The following is a 20680-nucleotide window of genomic DNA, read 5'->3' as shown; positions in this document are numbered from 1 at the left end:
TTACTTACTGTTGGTAGACGAGGTCGGCGCGGCGGTTCTGCGCCCACGATGCTTCGTCGTGACCCGATGCTTGCGGCTTTTCCTTGCCGAGGCTCACGGCTTCCATCTGCGAGTCGTTCACGCCGAGCAGTGCCATCGCGCGGCGGACAGCCTCCGCACGCTTCTGGCCCAGCGCAAGGTTGTACTCGCTCGTGCCGCGTTCGTCGGTGTTGCCCTGGATCAGCACATGGCGCTGCGGGTGGCTCTTCAGGTACTGAGCGTGCTGCTGCAGCAGCGGCTGGTATTCGTCCTTCACCGAATAGCTGTCGAAGTCGAAGTAAATGCTGCGCTTCGCAAGCGGGCTGTTCGGGTCATTCAGCGGATCGACGTTCACCTGCGCGACGTTGTCGGCGCTCGGCTGCGTGCTCATCGCGCCCGCGTTGGCCTTGTCGTCGAGCTTGACGCCCGACTTACACGCTGCGAGCGCACTGATCATCATCACGGCCAGGGCCAGACGAGCTTTGTTCGACATCATGGTTACTCTCCTTGTGGTCATTGCATGAAGGGCCCCCACGACGGCTCACGAACGGAGCCGCCCTGGACGGACAGGATCTGCGGCGGCGCGCTGCCGTCGGAGGGCACTGCTGCCAGCACGTTGCGACCACCCGACTGGGTAGCGTAAAGAAGGTACTGGCCGTTTGCCGCGAAGCTCGGCGATTCGTCGCGATTGGTATTCGTGATGGCGTTCGCCGCGCCGGTTTGCAGATCCTGAACGTACAGCTTGAACCCCCCACCCGTGCGGGAGATGTAGGCGAGCAGCTTGCCGTCCGGGCTGATGCGCGGGCTGGTGTTGTAGCTGCCGGTGAAGGTCACGCGTTGCGCGGAGCCGGCGCTTTCGCCTTGCGCGGGCATCCGGTAGATCTGCGGCGCGCCGCCGCGATCGCTCGTGAAATAGATCCAGCGGCCGTCCGGCGAGTAGAACGGCTCGGTATCGATCGAGCTGCTCTGCGTGAGCCGGCGCAGACCGCCGCCGTTCGCATTGACCGTATAGATTTGCGTATTGCCCGTCAGCGACAGCGCAACGGCCAGCGTGTTGCCGTCCGGCGACCACGCCGGCGCACTGTTGTTGCCCTTCTGGTCGGAGACCATGTAGCGGCGGCCCGTCGGCAGGTCATGGATGTAGACGATCGGCTTCTTGCGCTCGAACGACACGTACGCGACCTTCGTCCCGCTCGGCGACCACGCCGGCGAGATGATCGGCTCGGTGCTCGAGAGCGCGATGCGTGCGTTCTGGCCGTCGGAGTCCGAGATCTGCAACTGGTACCGGTTGCCCGTCTTGATCACGTACGACAGACGCGTGGCGAACACGCCGCGCACGCCGAGCAACTTCTGGTAGATGAAGTCGGCGATCTTGTGGCCAGCCGTGCGCAGCGTGCTGTCGTTCGCCGTCAGCGACAGGCCGCCGAGGCTTTGCTGCTTCACGGTGTCGTACAGGATGAAGTTCACTTTGTACTGGCCGTTGGCGTCGCGGTTCACGCTGCCGGCGACGAACGCGTTCGCACCCTTGGCCTTCCATGCGCCGAGATCGACCGATGCGGTTTCGGGCACCGGCGTGCTGCCCGCGTCGATATTGGTGAATTTGCCGCTGCGCGCGAGGTCGGCGCGGACGATCGACGTGACCTGCTGCGGCAGGTTCGCCTCGTTCACGAAATTCGCGGTGGCGATGGGGAACTGGGTCGAACCGACGCCGGTGATCAGCACGTTGACCTGCGCATTAGCGGCGCCGCCGGCCGCAATCAGACACGAGGCCACGAGTGCCCTGAAACCTAGTTTCGTCATCAAACTCATGCTTCTTGCTTCCCATGTGACTTGGATCGCTGCGCAACCGCAGAGACAGTAAAAATACCCGATTCGTTCCCGTCCGGCAGCGACGCACGGAGTGTAAGCGCATTTGCGATCACTCCGCTGCCTTGAAGGTAATCGTAATGTCGGACGGGGTACGACCGTTAGAATCGGGCGGCAATGGGACCGACGCCTGAATCGCATTGACCACGGCTTGATCCCACCCCGAATTTCCGCTCGAACGGCGGATCGAAACGCTCAGCACGTCGCCCGACGGCGTGCAGCGGATCGCGACGACCGTCGTCAGGCCCGCGCGCTCGCCGCCCCAGACGATGTTCGGCTTCACACGGCGACGCACCTTGTCGGGATAGCCGGGCGACGCGGCATTGCCGCCGGAGCCCGTCCCGGTACCGCTTTTCGCGAGGCCTTCACCGCCGCCTTCGCCGGACCCGGACATGCCTTGCATCTGCGCGAGACGCGCGCTGCGCTCACGGTCGAGCTTCGCCTTCGCCGCCGCGTCGGCCTTCGCGCGCGCCGTCGCCTCGGCCTTCGCCTTTGCCTGGGCTTCCGCCTTCGCCTTCGCGGCCGCGTCGGCCTTGGCCTTCGCCGCCTGCTGCGCTTCCAGCTGCGCCTGCTTCTGTTGCTGCAGTTTCTGCTGCTGGAGTTTTTGCTGTTCGAGCTTCTGCTGCTCCACGAGCTGTTGTTGCTTGAGCTTGTCCGCCTGCTTCTGCTTTTCGCGCTCGGCGGCCTTCTGCGCGGCGAGGGCAGCAGCCTGCTGGGCCGCAAGCTGCTCGCGCCGGGCTTCTTCCTGCTGGGTCTTCAGTTGCTGCGCGCGGCGCTGCTGCTCGAGCAGCGCTTCGCGCGCGGCCGCTTCCTGTTGCCGTTTCTTCTGCTGCAGCGCGATGTCCGCCTGCTCGTCCCTGACCGGGGGAGGGGGCGGTGCGAGCTTCGCGGGCGGCGTGGGTGTGACGACGGGCCGCGGCGCGGGCACGTCGGGCACCTCGGTCCACAGTTCGGCTTCGGCGCCTGCCGGCGTGCTGTTCTGCCACTGCACGCCGTGATAGAGGAACAACGCGAGCAGCACGTGCATCAGCGCCGCGAGCGCGAACGCGCGCCAGGTGCCGCGCTCGCGAGGGGGCTGAGACGGATAGGCGTTGCCGCGCGTGGATTGCTGCCGGTTCATTGCGATTTGACGAGGAGGCCGACGCGCTTGACGCCGCGCGCCTTCAGGTCCGACATCACGGTCATGACGGCATCGTACTGCACGGTCTTGTCGGCCGCGATCACGACGGGCTGGTCGGGATGGTCAGCCTGCCGGGCCGAGATGAAGCTGTCGAGCTCGGCCTTGGTCATCGTGTCTTCCTGCGTCGCGCCGGAGTCGCCCTTGTACTTGACGCTCATCGTGCGGTCGGCCTTGATGTTGACGACGACTGGTGGCGTCTGTTCCTGGGGGGCGGCATTGCCGACGGTCGGCAGATTGATGATCGACGGGGCGACGAGCGGTGCCGTGACCATGAAGATCACGAGCAGCACCAGCATCACGTCGATGTACGGCACGACGTTGATGTCGGCCATCGCGCGGCGCGAGCGGCCGCCGCGCATGCTGGATCGAATGGGACTTCCTGCCATGGCGCGCTCCTTACTGGGCCTGACGCTGCAGGATGTTCGAGAACTCTTCGATGAAGGTCTCGAAGCGGATTGCGAGGCGGTCGATGTCGTGCGCGTAGCGGTTGTACGCGACAACCGCCGGAATCGCGGCGAACAGGCCGATCGCGGTGGCGACGAGCGCCTCGGCGATGCCCGGTGCGACGTTCGCGAGCGTCGCCTGCTGCACGTTCGCCAGGCCGCGGAACGAGTTCATGATCCCCCAGACGGTGCCGAACAGACCGATGTACGGACTGACCGAGCCGACCGACGCGAGGAACGCGAGGTTCGCTTCGAGCACGTCCATTTCGCGCTGGAACGACGCGCGCATCGCACGGCGCGCGCCGTCGAGCACGAGGCCCGGGTCGCTGATGCGCTTTTCCTTCCCCTTCAGGAACTCACGCATCCCCGATTCGAAAATCCGCTCGAGCGCGCCGATCGTGTGACGATTGTTGGCCGCGCTTTGATACAGCGCCTGCAGGTCGCCGCCCGACCAGAAATCCCTTTCGAAGCGTTCGGTCTGCGCGCGTGCGCGGCGGATCGCGAACCACTTGCGGAAGATGAAGGTCCACGACATCAGCGACAGCAGCAGCAGCAGCCCCATCACGGCCTGGGCCAGCACGCTCGCGTTGAGGACGAGGGAAATGATCGACAGGTCTTGAGAAGTGTTCATAGAGGTTTGAGTAACGTCCCTTCGGGGGTGTCCGGCGAGGGCGCACGGTATGCGTGTGGCGCGGCGCGCCGGCCTGGCCTGGCGCCGAACCTTGCTTAGTATCGATTCAGGAGGGCAAGTTCATAGGCTTTGTCTAAACGGTGCTCACCCGAGCTTCGTTGACAATACAGTCTGCCCGGCGTCGATGACGGGCCCGCGTTGCAGCGCGTCGAGCACGACCGGCGGGATTGCCGCGGGCCGGATGCCGGTTCGGTCGACGCAGCCGAGGCGGATGTGTCCGGCCACGAGCAGCGTGTCTCCGCACCAGGCTTCCTGCGTGAATTCCACCGATGCGCGGCCGATGCGTCCGGGCCGGCTCGTGATCGTCAGCGCGTCGTCGAGTCGCGCCGGCGCGCGGTAGTCGAGCGACGTGCTGCGAACGATGAAGATCGCGCCGGTATCGTCGGCGAGCCGACGCTGGTCGATGCCGCATGCGCGCAGCCACTCGGTGCGAGCGCGTTCGAAGAACTTCAAGTAGTTGGCATAGAAGACGATGCCGCCTGCGTCGGTGTCCTCGTAGTACACGCGTACCGGCCAAGTGAAGCCGGAGTGCGCGTCCGGGGAGCGGGTAGGCTGAGTCATGGCGCGCATTTTACCGGAAGGCCGAGGCCGGATTCGTAACCGATTCGTAACGGAATGTAGTATGCCGTAGCACACTGCGGGCCGGCCCCGGGAGGAGGCGGGCCCGCGCGACTTCAGCCGCGGTGGACGGTCGGGCCGCCGGGCGCTTGCGCGACCGGCATCAGCTCGATCGTGTTGACGTTGACGTGTGCCGGGCGCGTCGCGATCCAGTAGATCGTGTCGGCGATGTCCTCGGGCATGAGCGGCTGGACATTGTTGTAGACGCTCGCCGCTTTTGCGTCGTCGCCGCGATAGCGGATGTTCGAGAACTCGGTGCCGCCGCACAGGCCCGGCTCGATGTCGGTGACGCGCAGCGGCGTGCCGAGCAGGTCGGCGCGCAGGTTCAGGCTGAATTGTCTGACGAAAGCCTTGGTCGCGCCGTAGACGTTGCCGCCCGCATAAGGATACGAACCCGCGACCGAGCCGATATTGAAGATGTGACCGCGGCCGCGCTCGATCATGCCGGGCAGCAGTGCGTGCGTAACGGTGACGAGGCCCGTGCAGTTCGTGTCGATCATCGTGTGCCATTCGTCGAGGCTGGCCTTTTGGGCCGGCTCGACGCCGAGCGCGAGGCCGGCGTTGTTGACGAGGACGTCGAGTGCCGCGAATTCGGCGGGAAGGGCGGCCGGCACGGCCTCGACGGCCGCGCGATCGCGTACGTCGAGCTCGAGCGGCAGCAGGGAATCGCCGAGTTCGGCGGCGAGCGCATCGAGACGATCCTTGCGGCGCGCGGTCGCGACGACGCGGTGGCCGCCCTTGACGAAGGCACGGGCGATGGCGGCGCCGAAGCCGGCGGACGCGCCTGTGACGAACACGATCATTGCTGCTCCTGGTCGGTAACAAAGTAGCGGATAGTATCCCGCAAGCCTACTGAGATTGCGGCACCGCGGCAAGGCGGCACAGCGTTCCGGTGCGGGCGCGTAGAGTCTGGCCCCAATTGCTTGGGGCGTCCCGCCGTGCGGTTGCCTATTCATGACGCATCCAATACACTAACGCGCTCATCACCCCTGCGTGACTGGCGATAGAACCCTTCGGGTTCAAGGTGGAGCATCCCACCGTGAAGCGCGGGGCGCCGTTTTTGCCGTTCGCCTGGGCAGCCGTTGTGCGCCGTCGCGTGCATCGCCGGTGGCTGTCCTGCCTCGCGTCATACGGATTCTTCCGCCACGTCGGGCTGGTTCCGCCAGCAGCGCAATGTACTCGGCCACTCCGGTCAACCTGTACACACTTAACGGAAACCGTATGTTTGACAGAGCCCAAAGCACCATCGCGAACGTCGATCCCGAAATCTTTGCAGCGATCGAGCAGGAAAACCGCCGCCAGGAAGAGCACATCGAGCTGATCGCGTCGGAAAACTACACGAGCCCGGCCGTGATGGCCGCACAGGGCTCGCAGCTCACGAACAAGTACGCGGAAGGGTATCCGGGCAAGCGTTACTACGGCGGCTGTGAATACGTCGACGTGGTCGAGCAGCTGGCGATCGACCGCGTGAAGCAGCTGTTCGGCGCGGAAGCGGCGAACGTGCAGCCGAACTCGGGTTCGCAGGCGAACCAGGGCGTGTTCTTCGCGATGCTCAAGCCGGGCGACACGATCATGGGCATGAGCCTCGCGCACGGCGGCCACCTGACGCACGGCTCGCCGGTGAACATGTCGGGCAAGTGGTTCAACGTCGTGAGCTACGGCCTGAACGAAAACGAAGACATCGACTACGACGCAGCCGAGCAACTGGCGAACGAACACAAGCCGAAGCTGATCGTCGCGGGCGCGTCGGCATTCGCGCTGAAGATCGACTTCGAGCGTCTGGCGAAGATCGCGAAGTCGGTCGGTGCGTACCTGATGGTCGACATGGCGCACTACGCGGGGCTGATCGCGGCGGGCGTGTACCCGAACCCGGTGCCGCACGCGGACTTCGTGACGACGACGACGCACAAGAGCCTGCGCGGCCCGCGCGGCGGCGTGATCCTGATGAAGTCGGAATACGAGAAGCAGATCAACTCGGCGATCTTCCCGGGCATCCAGGGCGGCCCGCTGATGCACGTGATCGCGGCGAAGGCGGTGGCGTTCAAGGAAGCGCTGTCGCCGGAGTTCAAGGCCTACCAGGAGAAGGTGGTCGAGAACGCACGCGTGCTGGCTGAGACGCTGGTCAAGCGCGGGCTGCGGATCGTGTCGGGCCGTACGGAAAGCCACGTGATGCTGGTGGACCTGCGCGCGAAGAAGATCACGGGCAAGGCGGCGGAAGCGGCGTTGGGCGCGGCACACATCACGGTGAACAAGAACGCGATCCCGAACGATCCGGAAAAGCCGTTCGTGACGAGCGGGATCCGTCTGGGTTCGCCGGCGATGACGACGCGCGGCTTCGGCCCGGCGGAAGCGGAGACGGTCGGCAACCTGATCGCCGACGTGCTCGAGAACCCGGAAGACGCAGCGACGATCGAGCGCGTGCGCGCGCAAGTAGCCGAGCTGACCAAGCGTTTCCCGGTTTATCGCTGATCCAGCATGCGCTGCCCGTTCTGCCGGCACGAGGACACGCAGGTCGTCGACTCGCGTGTGTCCGAAGATGGCGCCGCGATTCGACGGCGCCGTCGTTGCTCGGCTTGCGACAAGCGCTTCACGACGTACGAGCGGGTCGAGCTGAACCTGCCGGCCGTCGTGAAGAAGGACGGCAGCCGCACGGAATTCGACCGTCGCAAGATCGTCGCCAGCATGCAACTCGCGCTGCGCAAGCGGCCGGTTGCGGCTGACGCGATCGACGCGGCGGTTGCCCGTATCGAATACCAACTGCTCGCGACCGGCGAGCGTGAAGTGCGTAGCGAGAAGCTTGGCGAACTCGTGATGAACGAGTTGCGCGGCCTCGATACGATCGCCTATGTCCGTTTCGCATCGGTTTACCGCCGGTTCGAGGATGTTTCCGAATTTGCCGACGTGATCGAGGAGTTCCGTCGCGCGTCCCCCTCCAAATCTCCGCGTAAGCGCTGACGCGCTGCGTCCGTTCATCGTCTTCTCCGTGGGTTCAGTTCGCGCCGATTGTGTCGGCCGCGATCGCATGTAGCCAGTCGGCCGTTCGGCTAATGGCGCGTGTCTGCTTGCGTCGCTACAGTCGTCGCATCACGTTGACGGAGGGCGATGGCGATGGGACTGCACCGACAGGGCGTTGAACAACGCGTGCGACGCTGCGGCGGCTTTACGCTCGTCGAGCTGATGGTCGCGATCGCGCTCGCAGCCGCGATCGGGCTATACGCAACACCTGCATTCGATCAGTGGCACATGCGTGAACGTGTGGATGCACGCACGCGTGCGTTGCTCGGCGCGCTGTCGTTCGCGCGCACCGAAGCAACACGTCTCGGCGTGCGCGTCACGCTGTGCAGGGCCGGGCGCGACGGCGGTTGCGTGCGTTCAGGCGAGCGGTGCGACCTGGCGGGATGGTCGTGCGGATGGATAGTCAGCGGGCAGTTCGACGGACGGTCGCGCGTGCTGCGGCGCTATCCGCGCGATGCCGACATCGCTGTCGCGGGAGCGGCGCACGATCTGGCATTTGCTCCGCCGGCGGGTCAGGTGCTTGGCGGGATCAGACGTTTCGAGTTGCGTCCGCAGCGCACGCTGTCCGGTGACGACACACGCGTGTCGCGCTGCGTCCGGATAGCGGCAGGCGGCCGGGCGCGCGTCGTCACCGGTCGTTGCGAAGCGGCATGAAGCGCGCGCGCAAATCGATGCACGGCACGTCGCTGCTCGAAGCGGTGCTGGCTGTCGCGCTACTTGCAACCGTGATGCTGGCCGTGGCCGGCAGCCAGCTTGCGATGACGCGCGCGCAGTGGGCGACGATCTGGCGTGAACGCGCGCTGTGGCTGGCCGATGCTCGCATTGAGCGCCGGCACGCAGTGGCAGGCGCCGACGACGGCATCGCGGCGCTCGCGTCTGCATCGTTGCCCGGCGGCACGACGGCGCTCGACGATGGGCCGGCGGGTGTCCGCTACGTGACGGTCGGCTGGCGTGACGTTCACGCCCACGCGCTGACATCGGCGCGCTGCGAAAGTGCGCGGGCAACGGTCGGGCCACCGTCGTGCGTGCGGATTCCGTTTCGGGAGGCCGAGGTCAATGCCGATGAACGGTGAACGCCGTAGCCGCGCGCATACGCTGCTCGAAGTGCTGATCGCGATGACGGTCGGTCTGCTGGTGCTTGCCGCTGCCGGTGCGCTGTATCACGCCCAGCGCGTCGCGCAGCGGCGAGCGGAAGACGGGTTCCGGATGCGCGATGCGGCCGCGACCGCACTGATGCTGATCGGCGAGCAGATCCAGATGGCCGGGTTTCGTCCGCTCGATGTCGAAGGGCCGCCATCGTTACCGCCCGTGTTCGGCTGTTCCGCGGGGCGCGTGCGAGGCAACGGAGCGAAGGTGCGCTGCGAAGCCATGCGCGCAGCGTCGGATGCATTGCTGGTTCGGTATGTCGGCGATGCCGTGTCGACGTGGCCGACGGCTGGGGCACAGGTGTCGGATTGTCTCGGGCAGGGTGTTGGCGCGCCTGGTGAGCGGCCGCTCGTGGAAAATCGTTTCGACGCGCATGTCAGCCCGTCGACGGGTGAGCCCGAGTTGTACTGCGAGGGAAGCGGGCGCCCGGGTACGCCGCAACCCGTCGTGTCCGGCATCGATCAACTGCGCGTGCGTTACCTGCGTCGCGAAGCCGTGCAGTTCGTCGACGCGGGGGCGATGGGCAGCGGTGACTGGCGCGATGTCGTTGCCATGCATGTATGCGTGCGTGCGCGTGGCGAACCGACGCACGGGCCCGCGCGTCATGTCGATTGCGACGGCCGCACGGCCGTTTCGTCGGACGGTCGCGCGCATCTGGTGCTGCATCGAATCGTCGCGTTGCGCAATGCCGCGGTCGCATCCACCGATCCCGTGGGTGATGCGGCGCAGGATCATGAGGTGTTGCGATGATCGACGCGAACCGATTCGTCGACCAGCTCGCAATGCGAATCGCGGCTGGTTTCGAAAGGCAGCGCGCCGTGGCGTTCCGCGACATGCGGCACGCGGTGAGGTCCCCATGCTGAGCGGAACAACATCACGCACACGCTTTCCGTCCACCAGCCGCCACTGGCGTCGCGACGCAGGCCTTGCACTGCCTGCCGTGATCGCGGTTGGCGCGGCGGTCGCCGCGCTGACCGGCACATGGTTCGAATCCGCATTGACGGAATCGCGCCGCACACGTGCATTGTCGGACCGGCTGATTGCATTTCACGCGGCCGATGCGGCGGTCGCAGCCTGCACGGCGCGATTGCTTCGAGGCGGGGCGCCGTACATCGACGAGCTCGCGTCATCCGCCGAGCCGGACGCGTGGCGGCGTGTGACCGCGCTGGGTGTCGCCGAAGCATTCGCGCCGTTCGCATCCTGGCCGATGGCGGCCCAGCCGCCGCGTTGCCTGATCGAAGCCTGGCGAGGTGTCGGCCCTCGAGGGAGTCGTGCTTACCTCGTCACCGCGCGTGGTGTCGGTGGCCACGCGTCAAGCGTGGTCTGGCTGCAGAGCCAGGTCGCGGTGCGACACGGACGCATCGTTGCACAGCGCTGGCGTCGCGTCGCGGCGGTTCATCGATGAAACGGCCTCCATTGCTGCGCCGATCGGTGGCGTTCACGTTGCTCGAACTGATGATCGTGCTCGCGATCGTCGCCGCGCTGGCCGGGTGGGCTATCCCGTCGTATCGCGAGCACGTCGCGCGTGTGCATCGCGCATCCGCGGTCGCTGCGCTCTACCGCGCGGCTCAGTATCTCGAAACGCTCGACGGCGCGCCGCCACGGACGCTGCCAGACGCATATTCGCAGGCGCCCCCGGACGGGCAGGCGGTCTACGACATCGCGCTGCGGCGAGCAGCCGGCGACGATGCACCGGTGGCCTACGAACTCATTGCACGCCCGCTCGATGCAGGCCCGATGCGCGATGACGCATGCGGTGCTTTCACGCTGCGCGCGGACGGGACGAAAGGGAATGCAGGATCTAACGATGCTGACGCCGACGCACGGGAGCGGACATGCTGGGGCGTGCGTTGATCACGCGATCACGCACGGAAAACGCGCAACGGCGCCGGGCCCATGCGCGCCTGTCGTTGCGTGTCAGTCGTCGTTCGTGGCAGGGTTGCGCTCGTCGCGCGACTGTTTCCAGATCCGGTAGATCTCCCATGCAGCGAAGCCGACGGAGCCCCATTTCAGCGCGGGGCCAGCGCTCGCGCGTATCAGCGAGCGTATGGGTTTCGCCAGCACGAGCGACGCGAGCGAACTCAACATCGGGTACTGGTTGACGAGTTGGCCGAGGCTCGCGTTCAAGTTCTTGGCGGACTGGCTGAAGCCGGTGCCCGACAGGCCGGGGACGAATACCTTGAGCCAACTGAAGCGCGTGACGGCGTGGCGCATTTCGGCGGCGGCTTCGGCAAGCTCGAGCCGTTCGACCTCGGATCGCAGGATCAGCAATTCCTTGCGGAGTGCGCGATGCTGCGACGCGCTCCAGTTCGATCGCGACGAATGGGGGCGGGTTGAATGGCCCGTGACGTTCTGGCTCATGGCGCGTCGGCGAAGTAGGTGAGGGAGGGGAACGCGACTGCGTTCACGGCTTGCCGCGGAAAATTTCGCGATCTTTATCGAGCTCGGCGAGCGTCGCCTCGAACACGGTCGGCGCGTCGCGCAGGCCCGAACGCGCTTTCAATGCACATCCGATGCCCGCGATCGCGTACAGCGCGGTGATGGCCGCGAGCGACTGCCAGCGATAGGTGTCCCAGAACGCGATCGTGACGAGCACGGTCAGGCTGATGAGCGCCATCGTCGCGAGCATCATGGCCGCAAGCCCGAGGAACAGCACGCCCATCAGGCGTTCCTTCTCCTCGGCGAGTTCGATGCCGACCAGTTCGAGGCGCGTTTGCAGGAGGCCGATCGCGGAGCCGACGAGGCGGCGCAGCGGTCCCTGGCCGGACGGCTGCGGGTGGGTGTCTGTCGTCATGGATGAGGCGCTTGTGCGCGCAATGAGCGGCTAGGGCAAAGCCGGCCGGGGGCGGACCGCCGGCTGGCTTCGGCACCCATACGCCGCACCGGGCGGCACATGGGGCGGAACGGCGTTGAGCGCGTTACTTGCGGTTGATCAGCAGGCCGATCAGCACGCCGACGCCGGCAGCGACGCCGATCGACGTCCACGGATGCTCGTGCACGTAGTCGTCGGTCGCGCGCGCGGCCTTCTTGCCTTTCTCGACCACCACGACCTGGACGTCGGTTGCCTTTTCCTTGGCCTGTTTCAGGCGCGACATGGCTTTCTCGCGCAGCTCGGCCGCACGGTCGCCCGTGCTGCTCGCTGCCTGCTTGAGCAGATCCTCGGCGTCCGCGAGAACGGTTTTGATATCCGACATCAGCTTCTCCTTGTTGATTTCCGACATTGCAACTCCCTTCATGCTGTCATGCTGCAGGTTCACATCGTAGCGAAACCCTTGCCTGCTGGCGAGCCGGGAAGACACGCGGCGGCGGTGCAAGACCACATGGTAAACGACTCGTAAGCATTGACAGAGCCACAAATGCTGCGAAAAGTTTCCCTTGTGGCCGTCGGTCGTGTCCCGATACCGGGTAAAAATGACAAAAAAGTATGAATATCAAACAGAATAATCGTTCGCGTCGCCCATTGCTTCCCGTAAGCTGATGGACTGTCCCGCGCCGTCCAGGGCGCGGTTTCAACCAGCATCGTTCGAGGAGGGAACATCATGAGTCTGCGTCTTGGTGACATCGCACCGGATTTCGAGCAGGAATCGAGCCTGGGCCCCATCAAGTTTCACGAGTGGCTGGGCGACAGCTGGGGCGTCCTGTTCTCGCACCCGGCCGACTACACGCCGGTGTGCACGACTGAACTCGGGCTGACCTCGAAGCTGAAGGGCGAATTCGAGAAACGCAACGTGAAGGTGATCGCGCTGTCGGTCGACGGCGTCGAATCGCACAAGGGCTGGATCAACGACATCAACGAAACGCAGTCGACCGTCGTCGGTTTCCCGATCATCGCCGACGCGGACCGCAAGGTGTCGCAGCTGTACGACATGATCCACCCGAACGCGAACGAAACGCTGACGGTGCGCTCGCTGTTCGTGATCGACCCGAACAAGAAGGTGCGGCTCACCATCACCTATCCGGCCAGCACCGGCCGCAACTTCGACGAAGTGCTGCGCGTGATCGACTCGCTGCAGTTGACCGACAATTACAAGGTCGCGACGCCCGGCAACTGGAAGGACGGCGACGACGTCGTGATCGTGCCGTCGCTGCAGGATCCGGACGAGCTGAAGAAGCGCTTCCCGAAGGGCTTCAACGCCGTGCGTCCGTACCTGCGCCTCACGCCGCAGCCGAACAAGTAAGCAGCGGCGGGTGAACGCGGTACCGGGCCGGCGGCCCGAAGCGCGGATCCGATGAAAAACGGCCCGTCCGGCAGTCATGCCGGGCGGGCCGTATCTTTTTGCGCGTACGCCGCGGCACTGCCGCGTACGACGCCGCATCCGGACGATCAGAAGAACGCCTGGATACCCGTCTGCGCACGGCCGAGGATCAGCGCGTGGATGTCGTGCGTGCCTTCGTACGTGTTCACCACTTCGAGGTTGACGAGATGGCGCGCGACGCCGAATTCGTCCGAGATGCCGTTGCCGCCGAGCATGTCGCGCGCGAGCCTCGCGATGTCGAGCGCCTTGCCGCACGAGTTGCGCTTCATGATCGACGTGATTTCGACGGCCGCCGTGCCTTCGTCCTTCATCCGGCCGAGACGCAGCACGCCTTGCAGGCCGAGCGTGATTTCGGTCTGCATGTCGGCGAGCTTCTTCTGGATCAGCTGGTTCGCGGCGAGTGGACGGCCGAACTGCTTGCGGTCGAGCACATACTGACGCGCGGTGTGCCAGCACGACTCGGCCGCGCCGAGCGCGCCCCAGGCAATGCCGTAGCGCGCCGAGTTCAGGCACGTGAACGGGCCGCGCAGGCCGCTCACGTTCGGCATCAGGTTCTCTTCGGGCACGAACACTTCGTCGAGGACGATCTCGCCGGTGATCGACGCGCGCAGCCCGACCTTACCGTGGATCGCCGGCGCCGACAGGCCCTTCCAGCCCTTCTCGAGGATGAAGCCGCGGATCGCGTCCTTGCCGTTTTCTTCCAGTTTCGCCCACACGACGAACACGTCGGCGATCGGCGAGTTGGTGATCCACATCTTCGCGCCGGACAGCGAATAACCGCCGGGCACCTTCGTCGCGCGTGTGATCATGCTGCCCGGGTCGGAGCCATGGTTCGGCTCGGTCAGGCCGAAGCAGCCGATCCATTCGCCGCTCGCGAGCTTCGGCAAGTATTTCTGCTTCTGCGCGTCCGAGCCGAATTCGTGGATCGGCACCATCACGAGCGACGACTGAACGGACATCATCGAGCGGTAGCCGGAGTCGACGCGCTCGACTTCGCGCGCGATCAGCCCGTAACTCACGTAATTGAGGCCGGGGCCGCCGTACTCTTCCGGAATCGTCGGGCCGAGCAGGCCGATCTCACCCATCTCGCGGAAGATCTCGGCGTCGGTGCGTTCATGGCGGAACGCCTCGGTGACGCGCGGCGCGAGCTTGTCCCGCGCATACGCGTGCGCGGCATCGCGCACCATCCGCTCTTCTTCGGTCAGTTGCTGGTCCAGCAACAGCGGATCGTCCCAATGAAAAGTTGCAGCGCTCATCGTGTCATCTCCTGTTGGCCAGGGTGGGCGCTTCAGCGCTTGCCCTGATCCCATGCTTTGCGGTCGGTCCCGGGTTGGCGCTTCGCGGCCTGCCCCGATATCTAACGTTCGCTTGACTATAGTTCCGCTGTGCGGAACAATGTTTTGCAAAACGAACCCAGTGTAGCATCACATGACGCTTTCAACCATCGACGAAACCACGATCGACGAGCGCAAGTTCGTCGTTGCGCTCGCGCGCGGGCTCGACCTGCTGCGCGCATTCCGGCCCGGCGAGACGATGCTCGGCAATCGCGACTTCGCGGAGCGCACCGGGCTGCCCAAGGCGACGGTGAACCGGCTCGCCTATACGCTGACCGTGCTCGGCTACCTGCGCTATGACGAGACGCTCGGAAAGTATGCGCTCGACGCCGGCGTGCTGTCGCTCGGCTACGCGCTGCTGTCCGGCTCGGGGACGCTCGATCTCGCCCGGCCGCACATGCAGGCGCTTGCGCGCGAGATCGGCGCGGCCGTGTCGCTCGGTTGCCGCGACGGGCTCGACATGATCTATCTGGAGACGATCCGCAGCGAAACCGCGCTGACGCTCGGGCTTGCGCCCGGCTCGCGGCTGTCGATGCTGACGAGCTCGATGGGGCGCGCGTACCTGGCCGTGCAACCGGAGGACGTGCGCCGCGCGCTCTATGCGGATCTGCACCGGGCCGCCGGCGGCGCGGCCGACGCGGATGCGCTCGTCGCGGCCGCGCGGGACGCGGTGGCCGAGTTCTCCGCGGGCGGATGCTGCTATTCGTTCCGCGCGTGGCACATGGACGTGAACGCGGCGGCCGTGCCGTTTCGCGAACCGCGCGAGGGGCGCTGGCTGATCCTGAGCTGCAGCGGGCCTGCGTCGTCGATGGACGAGGACGTATTCCGCACGCAGGTCGGGCCGAAGCTGAAGGCGCTCGCGCAGCGGCTCGGGCAGACGGTCTGAAACGGTCGCTGCAAGCGGCGCGTCGCCGGGCCGATCGGGCACCGGAGTGGGCGCCGCAGCTGGTTGCACCGCGCGCGAACCGCGCTCATCATCGTCCACCGGTTCCCCGACGATGACGAGGTTCGCGATGTCCCACCCGGAAACCATGGAAGGCGGTTGCGCATGCGGGGCGATCCGCTACCGGATCGCCGGCATTCCGGCCGACGCAGGCTTTTGCCATTGCCGGCTCTGTCAGCGCACGACGGGGGCGGCGGTCGTCGCGTCGGCATCGGTGCCGCTCGACGCATTCGAATACCTGCGGGGTGAGCCGACGGTCTATGCGTCGAGCGCGTGGGGCGAGCGGCGCTTTTGCGGCCGCTGCGGCGCGCAGTTGGAGTACCGCCTGACCGATGCGCCGACGACCGTGGAAATCAACTATGCAACGCTCGACGAGCCGGCGCGGCTGCGTCCCGCGTGGCACGTCTGGTACGGGGATCGCTTCCCGGGCATCGAGATCGACGACGATCTGCCGAAATTCGACGATGGCGGAACGGCATAGGCTGCGGCCGTCGCCGTGCCGGCATCGAATCCGCGCGCAAGCGCGTTCTACCTTTCACGCATGAACGGAAGAGGGACCGGCCGGTTTCCGGCGGCGATGCGCGCCGCCCCCGATTCCCGAAGCAATCCTGACATCGGATTCCGCCATCCGGCGTGCCGCCCCCCGCGCGGGCCGGGCACCCGCCCGCTCAGGCCGGGACGACCTTCGCGAACACCGGCCCCTGCATGAACCGCACGTCGTGCTGGCGCAGCAGCTCGCACTGCGTCTCGTCGACGACGCCGTCGAAAATCAGCGGAATCCGCACGCGCTGCGCATACGCGACCAGCGCCTTCACCATCCCGTCGCGCAGCGCGATGCCCGCATCCATCTTGATGTAGTCGGGCCGCGCCATCTCCGATTCGACCGCGAGGATCCGGCCCGGGTCGGGCAGCTTGTCCGCGACCTTGAAGCCGTGATGCTGGTAGCTGCGCGTCAGGTAGCCGAGGAAGGTCTTGTGCGCGACCGCGACCGCCGGCAGCTCGATCACGATCCGCTCGGTCGGCAGCCCGAAGCGCTGCAGCACCGACGAAAAATGCTTGCCGTGGTCGTACTTCACGCTCTTGAGCAGCCGTTCGTGCACGCGCAGGAACAGCAGCCCGTGTCGTTGCGCGCCGAAGAAGTTGATCGCGTGCAGCGCGCGCGACAGCCGGTCGATCGCGACGAGCGTCTGGTCGTCGACGGCGGAGTCGACCGGGTCGTGCGGCGTACCCGTGACCAGCGTGACGGCCTGGAAGCCGAGTTCGTCGCCGTAGCGCTCGATCGCGTCAGCAAACGACGTCGACTGCGGCGCGCCGGGCATCGTCACGTCGTAGATCGGTTCATAGGCGCTCGCGAGCGTGCGCTCCGGCAGGGTGGCGCACGCGGTGCCGCCCTCGGCGAGCGCGAGGTGTTCCCGCAGATACGGCAATTGCCCGGCACGGACGATCAGCTCGGGAATGTTGGGCGGAATCATCGGCGTAGGAAGGAAAAATGGCGGCCGAAAGGGCCGCCTCGTGCCTTGATATTAGCAGCGCGCGCCCGGCTCGGCTTGGCGTTTCGCTCATATGGTTATCCCGTCCTCGAGCCGATGGCTAGGGTTTACGTTGATTTCACTATTCGTAATTGGTTTTACTATTCGTAAATCCAAAGATTTGTCGCCGATCAAGAAAAGCGGCGTTCGGGCGCCCGGAGCGGCGCCGTTTCCCGAATGGAATCAACAGGAAGCAAGGAGCGAGACGTGGCGGTTGACAGCAAGTGGGCGAGACAGGGCGGGCCGCGGCAGCGGCGGGCAACGGGCATGAGCGGGACGACGCGGCGCGCGTCGGCGCGCGGACGGCAGGGCTGAGGAGCGGATGGCGACCATGAGCATCGATTACCAGACGCTGAAGTTCGACTACCGGCCGCGCGCGACGCGGGGCGCCGGCGATGACACCGCCATCCACCCGGTGGTGGTGGTCGGGGCGGGCCCGGTGGGCCTGTCGGCCGCGATCGACCTCGCGCAGCAGGGCGTGCCGGTCGTGCTGCTCGACGACGACGACACGCTGTCGACGGGCTCGCGCGCGATCTGCTTCGCGAAGCGCACGCTCGAGATCTTCGATCGGCTCGGCTGCGGCGAGCGTTTCGTCGACAAGGGCGTGAGCTGGCACGTCGGCAAGGTGTTCCTGCAGGACGAACAGCTGTATGCGTTCGACCTGCTGCCGGAGGAAGGCCATGCGCGTCCCGCATTCATCAACCTGCAGCAGTACTACGTCGAAGGCTATCTGGCCGAGCGCGCGTTCGCGCTGCCGAACATCGACATCCGCTGGAAGCACAAGGTGACGGGTGTCGCGCAATCGGCGGAACACGCCACGCTCACCGTCGAGACGCCGGAAGGCATCGAGACGCTGCGCGCGCAGTACGTGATCGCGGCCGACGGCTCGCGCAGCCCGATGCGCGCGGCAATGGGCCTCGAGAGCCGCGGCCGCACATTCAAGGACCGCTTCCTGATCGCCGACGTGAAGATGAAGGCGGAATTCCCGACCGAGCGCTGGTTCTGGTTCGATCCGCCGTTCCACCGCAACCAGTCGGTGCTGCTGCACCGCCAGCCCGACAACGTCTGGCGCATCGACTTCCAGCTCGGCTGGGACGCCGATCCGGTCGCCGAGAAGCAGCCGGAGCGCGTGATCCCGCGCGTGCGCGCGCTGCTCGGGCCGGACGCCGAGTTCGAGCTGGAATGGGTGAGCGTCTATACGTTCCGCTGCCAGCGGATGGATACGTTCCGGCACGGCCGCGTGCTGTTCGCGGGCGATTCCGCGCACGGCGTGTCGCCGTTCGGCGCGCGCGGCGCGAACAGCGGCGTGCAGGACGCGGACAACCTCGCGTGGAAACTGAAGCTCGTGCTCGACGACCGCGCGGACGACCGCCTGCTCGACACCTATGCGAGCGAGCGCGAGTTCGCGGCTGACGAGAACATCCGCAACTCGACGCGCTCGACCGACTTCATCACGCCGAAGAGCGCGGTGTCGCGCGTGTTCCGCGACGCGACGCTGAAGCTCGCGCGTGACTGCGAGTTCGCGCGCAAGCTCGTGAACAGCGGCCGCCTGTCAGTGCCGGCCGTGCTGGCCGATTCGCCGCTGAATACGCCGGACCGTAACGGTGACGCGTTCGCGTGCGCGATGCGGCCGGGCGCGGCGGCGGCCGATGCGCCGGTGCGCGCGCACGGCGCGTCGGGCTGGCTGCTGCGGCACCTGGGCGACGGCTTCGCGGGCATGCTGTTCGGCCTGCCGGGCGACGCCACCGCGCTCGCGCAGGCACTCGACGGCCTGGCGCTGCCGGTGCGGCCGGTGCTGGTCGTGCCGGCCGGGCACGCGCGACCGGTGGCTGGCGTCGACGTCGTGGAGGACGTCGACGGTTTCGCCGCGCAACGCTACGACGCGAAGCCCGGCACGTTCTACCTGCTGCGCCCCGACCAGCACGTCTGCGCGCGGATGCGCTCGCTCGAGCGCCAGGCGATCGCCGACGCGCTGGCGCGCGCGACCTGCGCGCGCGGAACACCGCATTGAACACGACAACGATACCGGAGACACCTGTCATGCCCCGACTCGATACCCGCCCGCGCCTGGCCGATCCGGACGCGTTCTACGAAGCGTTGATCGACATGCATCGCGATCTGTCCGACGCCGACAGCCAGCTCGTCAACGCGAAGCTGATCCTGCTGCTCGCGAACCAGATCGGCGATGCCGACGTGCTGCGCGAAGCGATGGCGCTCGCGCGCCAGGGCGTGACACCGCCCGTGCATCCGGCCGCCGAGGTGGCGCAATGAGCGCGGCGCCGGCCGACGCGCGCGTGCTCGAGGTCGAGCGCGTGATCGACGAGACCCATCGCCCCGGCTTTCACTGGATGCTGCTCGCGTTGTGCGGGCTGTGTCTCGTGATCGATGGCTTCGATGCGCAGGCGATGGGCTACGTCGCGCCGAGCGTGATCGCCGAATGGGGCGTGCCGAAGCAGGCGCTCGGCCCGGTGTTCAGCGCGAGCCTGTTCGGGATGCTGCTCGGCGCGCTCGGGCTGTCGGTGCTGGCCGACCGGATCGGGCGGCGCCCGGTGCTGATCGGCTCGACGCTGTTCTTCGCGGTGACGATGCTCGCGACGCCGTTCGCAAGCTCGATTCCCGTGCTGATGGCGATGCGCTTCGTCACGGGCCTCGGCCTCGGCTGCATCATGCCGAACGCGATGGCGCTGGTCGGCGAATTCAGCCCGGCCGCGCATCGCGTGAAGCGGATGATGATCGTGTCGTGCGGCTTCACGCTCGGCGCCGCGATCGGCGGCTTCATCAGCGCCGCGTTGATTCCGGCGCTCGGCTGGCGCTCGGTGTTCTTCGTCGGCGGCGCGGTGCCGCTCGTGCTCACGCTCGCGATGCTCGCGCGGCTGCCCGAGTCGCTGCAGTTCCTGGTGCTGAAAGGGCGCGACGCGCAGGCCCGCGCCTGGCTCGCGCGCTTCGCGCCGCAGGCCGGCATCGACGCGAGCACGCGCCTCGTCGTGCGCGAGCGCGCGGCGAGCGGCGCGCCGGTCGCCGAGCTGTTCCGCCATGGCCGCCTGCCGGTCACGCTGCTGCTGTGGGCCATCAGCTTCATGAACCTGATCGACCTGTACTTCCTGTCGAACTGGCTGCCGACCGTGATGCGCGACGCGGGTTATTCGCCGGGCACGGCGGTGATCGTCGGCACGGTGCTGCAGACGGGCGGCGTGATCGGCACGCTGTCGCTCGGCTGGTTCATCGAACGCTACGGCTTCGTGCGCGTGCTGTTCGCGTGCTTCGCATGCGCGGCCGTCTCGGTCGGACTGATCGGCTCGGCAGCGCATGCGCTGCCGTGGCTGCTGATTGTCGTGTTCGCGGGCGGATTCTGCGTGGTCGGCGGGCAGCCAGCCGTGAATGCGCTCGCGGGCCAGTATTACCCGACGTCGCTGCGCTCGACCGGCATCGGCTGGAGCCTCGGCATCGGCCGGATCGGCTCGGTGCTCGGGCCGCTCGTCGGCGGACAACTGATTGCGCTCAACTGGACCAACGGCGCGCTGTTCCACGCAGCCGCGGTGCCCGTGCTGTGCTCGGCGCTGTTCGTGCTGGGACTGGCCGGCGTAACGCGGCGCAGCGGTGCGCAGGCGCCGAACGCCGCCATGAATTGATGGAGAAAGGAA

General features: G+C 66.6%; 25 protein-coding genes and 1 riboswitch. Of the genes, 13 read left to right on the top strand and 12 right to left on the bottom strand.

Annotation, left to right across the window (positions count from 1 at the left end; translation table 11 throughout):
- Positions 1-4: 4 nt before the first annotated feature.
- From pal to WS66_RS25870, 7 genes are all read right to left on the bottom strand, one after another.
- Positions 5-514 carry a peptidoglycan-associated lipoprotein Pal gene (pal, locus tag WS66_RS25900; RefSeq protein WP_059465490.1) on the bottom strand — a complete coding sequence of 170 codons (510 nt, stop codon included), beginning with the start codon at positions 512-514 and terminating at the stop codon, positions 5-7.
- Positions 515-531: 17 nt separating this feature from the next.
- A complete protein-coding gene (gene tolB, locus WS66_RS25895) occupies positions 532-1827 on the bottom strand; it encodes a Tol-Pal system beta propeller repeat protein TolB (RefSeq protein ID WP_059608331.1) in 1296 nt (431 codons plus the stop codon).
- Positions 1828-1936: 109 nt separating this feature from the next.
- The gene (tolA, locus tag WS66_RS25890; RefSeq protein ID WP_059608332.1) at positions 1937-3004 is read right to left on the bottom strand and encodes a cell envelope integrity protein TolA; all 1068 of its coding nucleotides are present in this window, start codon (positions 3002-3004) and stop codon (positions 1937-1939) included.
- Positions 3001-3450: a protein TolR gene (gene tolR, locus WS66_RS25885; protein ID WP_006484943.1), complete on the bottom strand. Its 450-nt coding sequence runs from the start codon at positions 3448-3450 to the stop codon at positions 3001-3003. The genes tolA and tolR overlap by 4 nt, the downstream gene beginning before the upstream one ends.
- A 10-nt stretch (positions 3451-3460) precedes the next feature.
- Complete coding sequence (gene tolQ, locus WS66_RS25880; protein WP_059608333.1) at positions 3461-4138, bottom strand: protein TolQ; 678 nt, start codon at positions 4136-4138, stop codon at positions 3461-3463.
- Positions 4139-4282: 144 nt separating this feature from the next.
- Positions 4283-4768 (bottom strand): tol-pal system-associated acyl-CoA thioesterase, encoded by a 486-nt coding sequence (ybgC, locus tag WS66_RS25875; protein WP_059608334.1) that lies wholly within the window; start codon positions 4766-4768, stop codon positions 4283-4285.
- Between the two features lie 104 nt (positions 4769-4872).
- Complete coding sequence (locus WS66_RS25870; RefSeq protein ID WP_059608335.1) at positions 4873-5619, bottom strand: SDR family NAD(P)-dependent oxidoreductase; 747 nt, start codon at positions 5617-5619, stop codon at positions 4873-4875.
- 180 nt (positions 5620-5799) lie between these two features.
- Positions 5800-5900, top strand: a riboswitch (ZMP/ZTP riboswitch).
- 137 nt (positions 5901-6037) lie between these two features.
- Between WS66_RS25870 and glyA the strand changes: the two genes are divergently transcribed.
- The 7 genes from glyA (at position 6038) to WS66_RS25830 (ending at position 10831) form a co-directional block, all read left to right on the top strand.
- On the top strand, positions 6038-7285 hold the full coding sequence (gene glyA / locus WS66_RS25860) for a serine hydroxymethyltransferase (RefSeq protein ID WP_108064727.1): 1248 nt from the start codon (positions 6038-6040) through the stop codon (positions 7283-7285).
- Positions 7286-7291: 6 nt separating this feature from the next.
- Complete coding sequence (gene nrdR / locus WS66_RS25855) at positions 7292-7771, top strand: transcriptional regulator NrdR (protein ID WP_014897962.1); 480 nt, start codon at positions 7292-7294, stop codon at positions 7769-7771.
- 153 nt (positions 7772-7924) lie between these two features.
- Entirely contained in the window at positions 7925-8485 is a 561-nt protein-coding gene (locus WS66_RS25850) for a GspH/FimT family pseudopilin (RefSeq protein ID WP_059604553.1), read from the top strand.
- On the top strand, positions 8482-8904 hold the full coding sequence (locus WS66_RS25845) for a type IV pilus modification PilV family protein (RefSeq protein ID WP_059604443.1): 423 nt from the start codon (positions 8482-8484) through the stop codon (positions 8902-8904). The genes WS66_RS25850 and WS66_RS25845 overlap by 4 nt, the downstream gene beginning before the upstream one ends.
- Positions 8888-9727, top strand: coding sequence for a PilW family protein (locus WS66_RS25840; RefSeq protein ID WP_082728990.1), 840 nt, complete (start codon positions 8888-8890; stop codon positions 9725-9727). The genes WS66_RS25845 and WS66_RS25840 overlap by 17 nt, the downstream gene beginning before the upstream one ends.
- A gap of 106 nt (positions 9728-9833) precedes the next feature.
- Entirely contained in the window at positions 9834-10382 is a 549-nt protein-coding gene (locus WS66_RS25835) for a pilus assembly PilX family protein (protein WP_082728991.1), read from the top strand.
- Entirely contained in the window at positions 10379-10831 is a 453-nt protein-coding gene (locus WS66_RS25830) for a type IV pilin protein (protein ID WP_059604447.1), read from the top strand. Before WS66_RS25835 ends, WS66_RS25830 begins: the two co-directional genes overlap by 4 nt.
- A 63-nt stretch (positions 10832-10894) precedes the next feature.
- Here WS66_RS25830 and WS66_RS25825 read toward each other — a convergent pair whose 3' ends face one another.
- The 3 genes from WS66_RS25825 to WS66_RS25815 all read right to left on the bottom strand — a co-directional run bounded on the left by WS66_RS25825 (position 10895) and on the right by WS66_RS25815 (position 12198).
- Positions 10895-11338 carry a DUF3318 domain-containing protein gene (locus tag WS66_RS25825; protein WP_059604450.1) on the bottom strand — a complete coding sequence of 148 codons (444 nt, stop codon included), beginning with the start codon at positions 11336-11338 and terminating at the stop codon, positions 10895-10897.
- 43 nt (positions 11339-11381) lie between these two features.
- On the bottom strand, positions 11382-11771 hold the full coding sequence (locus tag WS66_RS25820; RefSeq protein WP_059604455.1) for a phage holin family protein: 390 nt from the start codon (positions 11769-11771) through the stop codon (positions 11382-11384).
- Positions 11772-11895: 124 nt separating this feature from the next.
- A complete protein-coding gene (locus WS66_RS25815) occupies positions 11896-12198 on the bottom strand; it encodes a DUF883 family protein (protein WP_006754606.1) in 303 nt (100 codons plus the stop codon).
- Between the two features lie 318 nt (positions 12199-12516).
- Between WS66_RS25815 and WS66_RS25810 the strand changes: the two genes are divergently transcribed.
- Entirely contained in the window at positions 12517-13155 is a 639-nt protein-coding gene (locus WS66_RS25810; protein WP_059604460.1) for a peroxiredoxin, read from the top strand.
- A 146-nt stretch (positions 13156-13301) separates the two neighbouring features.
- Here WS66_RS25810 and WS66_RS25805 read toward each other — a convergent pair whose 3' ends face one another.
- Positions 13302-14489 (bottom strand): acyl-CoA dehydrogenase, encoded by a 1188-nt coding sequence (locus WS66_RS25805; RefSeq protein WP_059604462.1) that lies wholly within the window; start codon positions 14487-14489, stop codon positions 13302-13304.
- Positions 14490-14661: 172 nt separating this feature from the next.
- Here WS66_RS25805 and WS66_RS25800 point away from each other — a divergent pair, with 172 nt between their 5' ends.
- On the top strand, positions 14662-15453 hold the full coding sequence (locus WS66_RS25800) for an IclR family transcriptional regulator (RefSeq protein ID WP_059604464.1): 792 nt from the start codon (positions 14662-14664) through the stop codon (positions 15451-15453).
- A gap of 127 nt (positions 15454-15580) precedes the next feature.
- Entirely contained in the window at positions 15581-15991 is a 411-nt protein-coding gene (locus tag WS66_RS25795) for a GFA family protein (protein WP_059604558.1), read from the top strand.
- A gap of 187 nt (positions 15992-16178) precedes the next feature.
- On the opposite strand, the gene WS66_RS25790 is transcribed toward WS66_RS25795, so the two are convergent.
- Positions 16179-16982: an EAL domain-containing protein gene (locus WS66_RS25790; RefSeq protein ID WP_059604468.1), complete on the bottom strand. Its 804-nt coding sequence runs from the start codon at positions 16980-16982 to the stop codon at positions 16179-16181.
- Positions 16983-17361: 379 nt separating this feature from the next.
- Between WS66_RS25790 and WS66_RS25780 the strand changes: the two genes are divergently transcribed.
- The 3 genes from WS66_RS25780 to WS66_RS25770 are packed head-to-tail and all read left to right on the top strand — an operon-like array spanning position 17362 to position 20668.
- Positions 17362-19050: an FAD-dependent oxidoreductase gene (locus WS66_RS25780; RefSeq protein ID WP_059604471.1), complete on the top strand. Its 1689-nt coding sequence runs from the start codon at positions 17362-17364 to the stop codon at positions 19048-19050.
- Positions 19051-19079: 29 nt separating this feature from the next.
- Positions 19080-19310: a DUF2783 domain-containing protein gene (locus WS66_RS25775; protein ID WP_014897947.1), complete on the top strand. Its 231-nt coding sequence runs from the start codon at positions 19080-19082 to the stop codon at positions 19308-19310.
- Positions 19307-20668 (top strand): MFS transporter, encoded by a 1362-nt coding sequence (locus WS66_RS25770; RefSeq protein WP_059604473.1) that lies wholly within the window; start codon positions 19307-19309, stop codon positions 20666-20668. The genes WS66_RS25775 and WS66_RS25770 overlap by 4 nt, the downstream gene beginning before the upstream one ends.
- Positions 20669-20680 lie beyond the last annotated feature (12 nt).

Source organism: Burkholderia sp. LA-2-3-30-S1-D2 (assembly GCF_001523915.2).
Classification (GTDB): domain Bacteria; phylum Pseudomonadota; class Gammaproteobacteria; order Burkholderiales; family Burkholderiaceae; genus Burkholderia; species Burkholderia diffusa.
The sequence above is the reverse complement of the archived record's forward strand: the minus strand, read 5'-3'. Positions and strand labels throughout refer to the sequence as shown.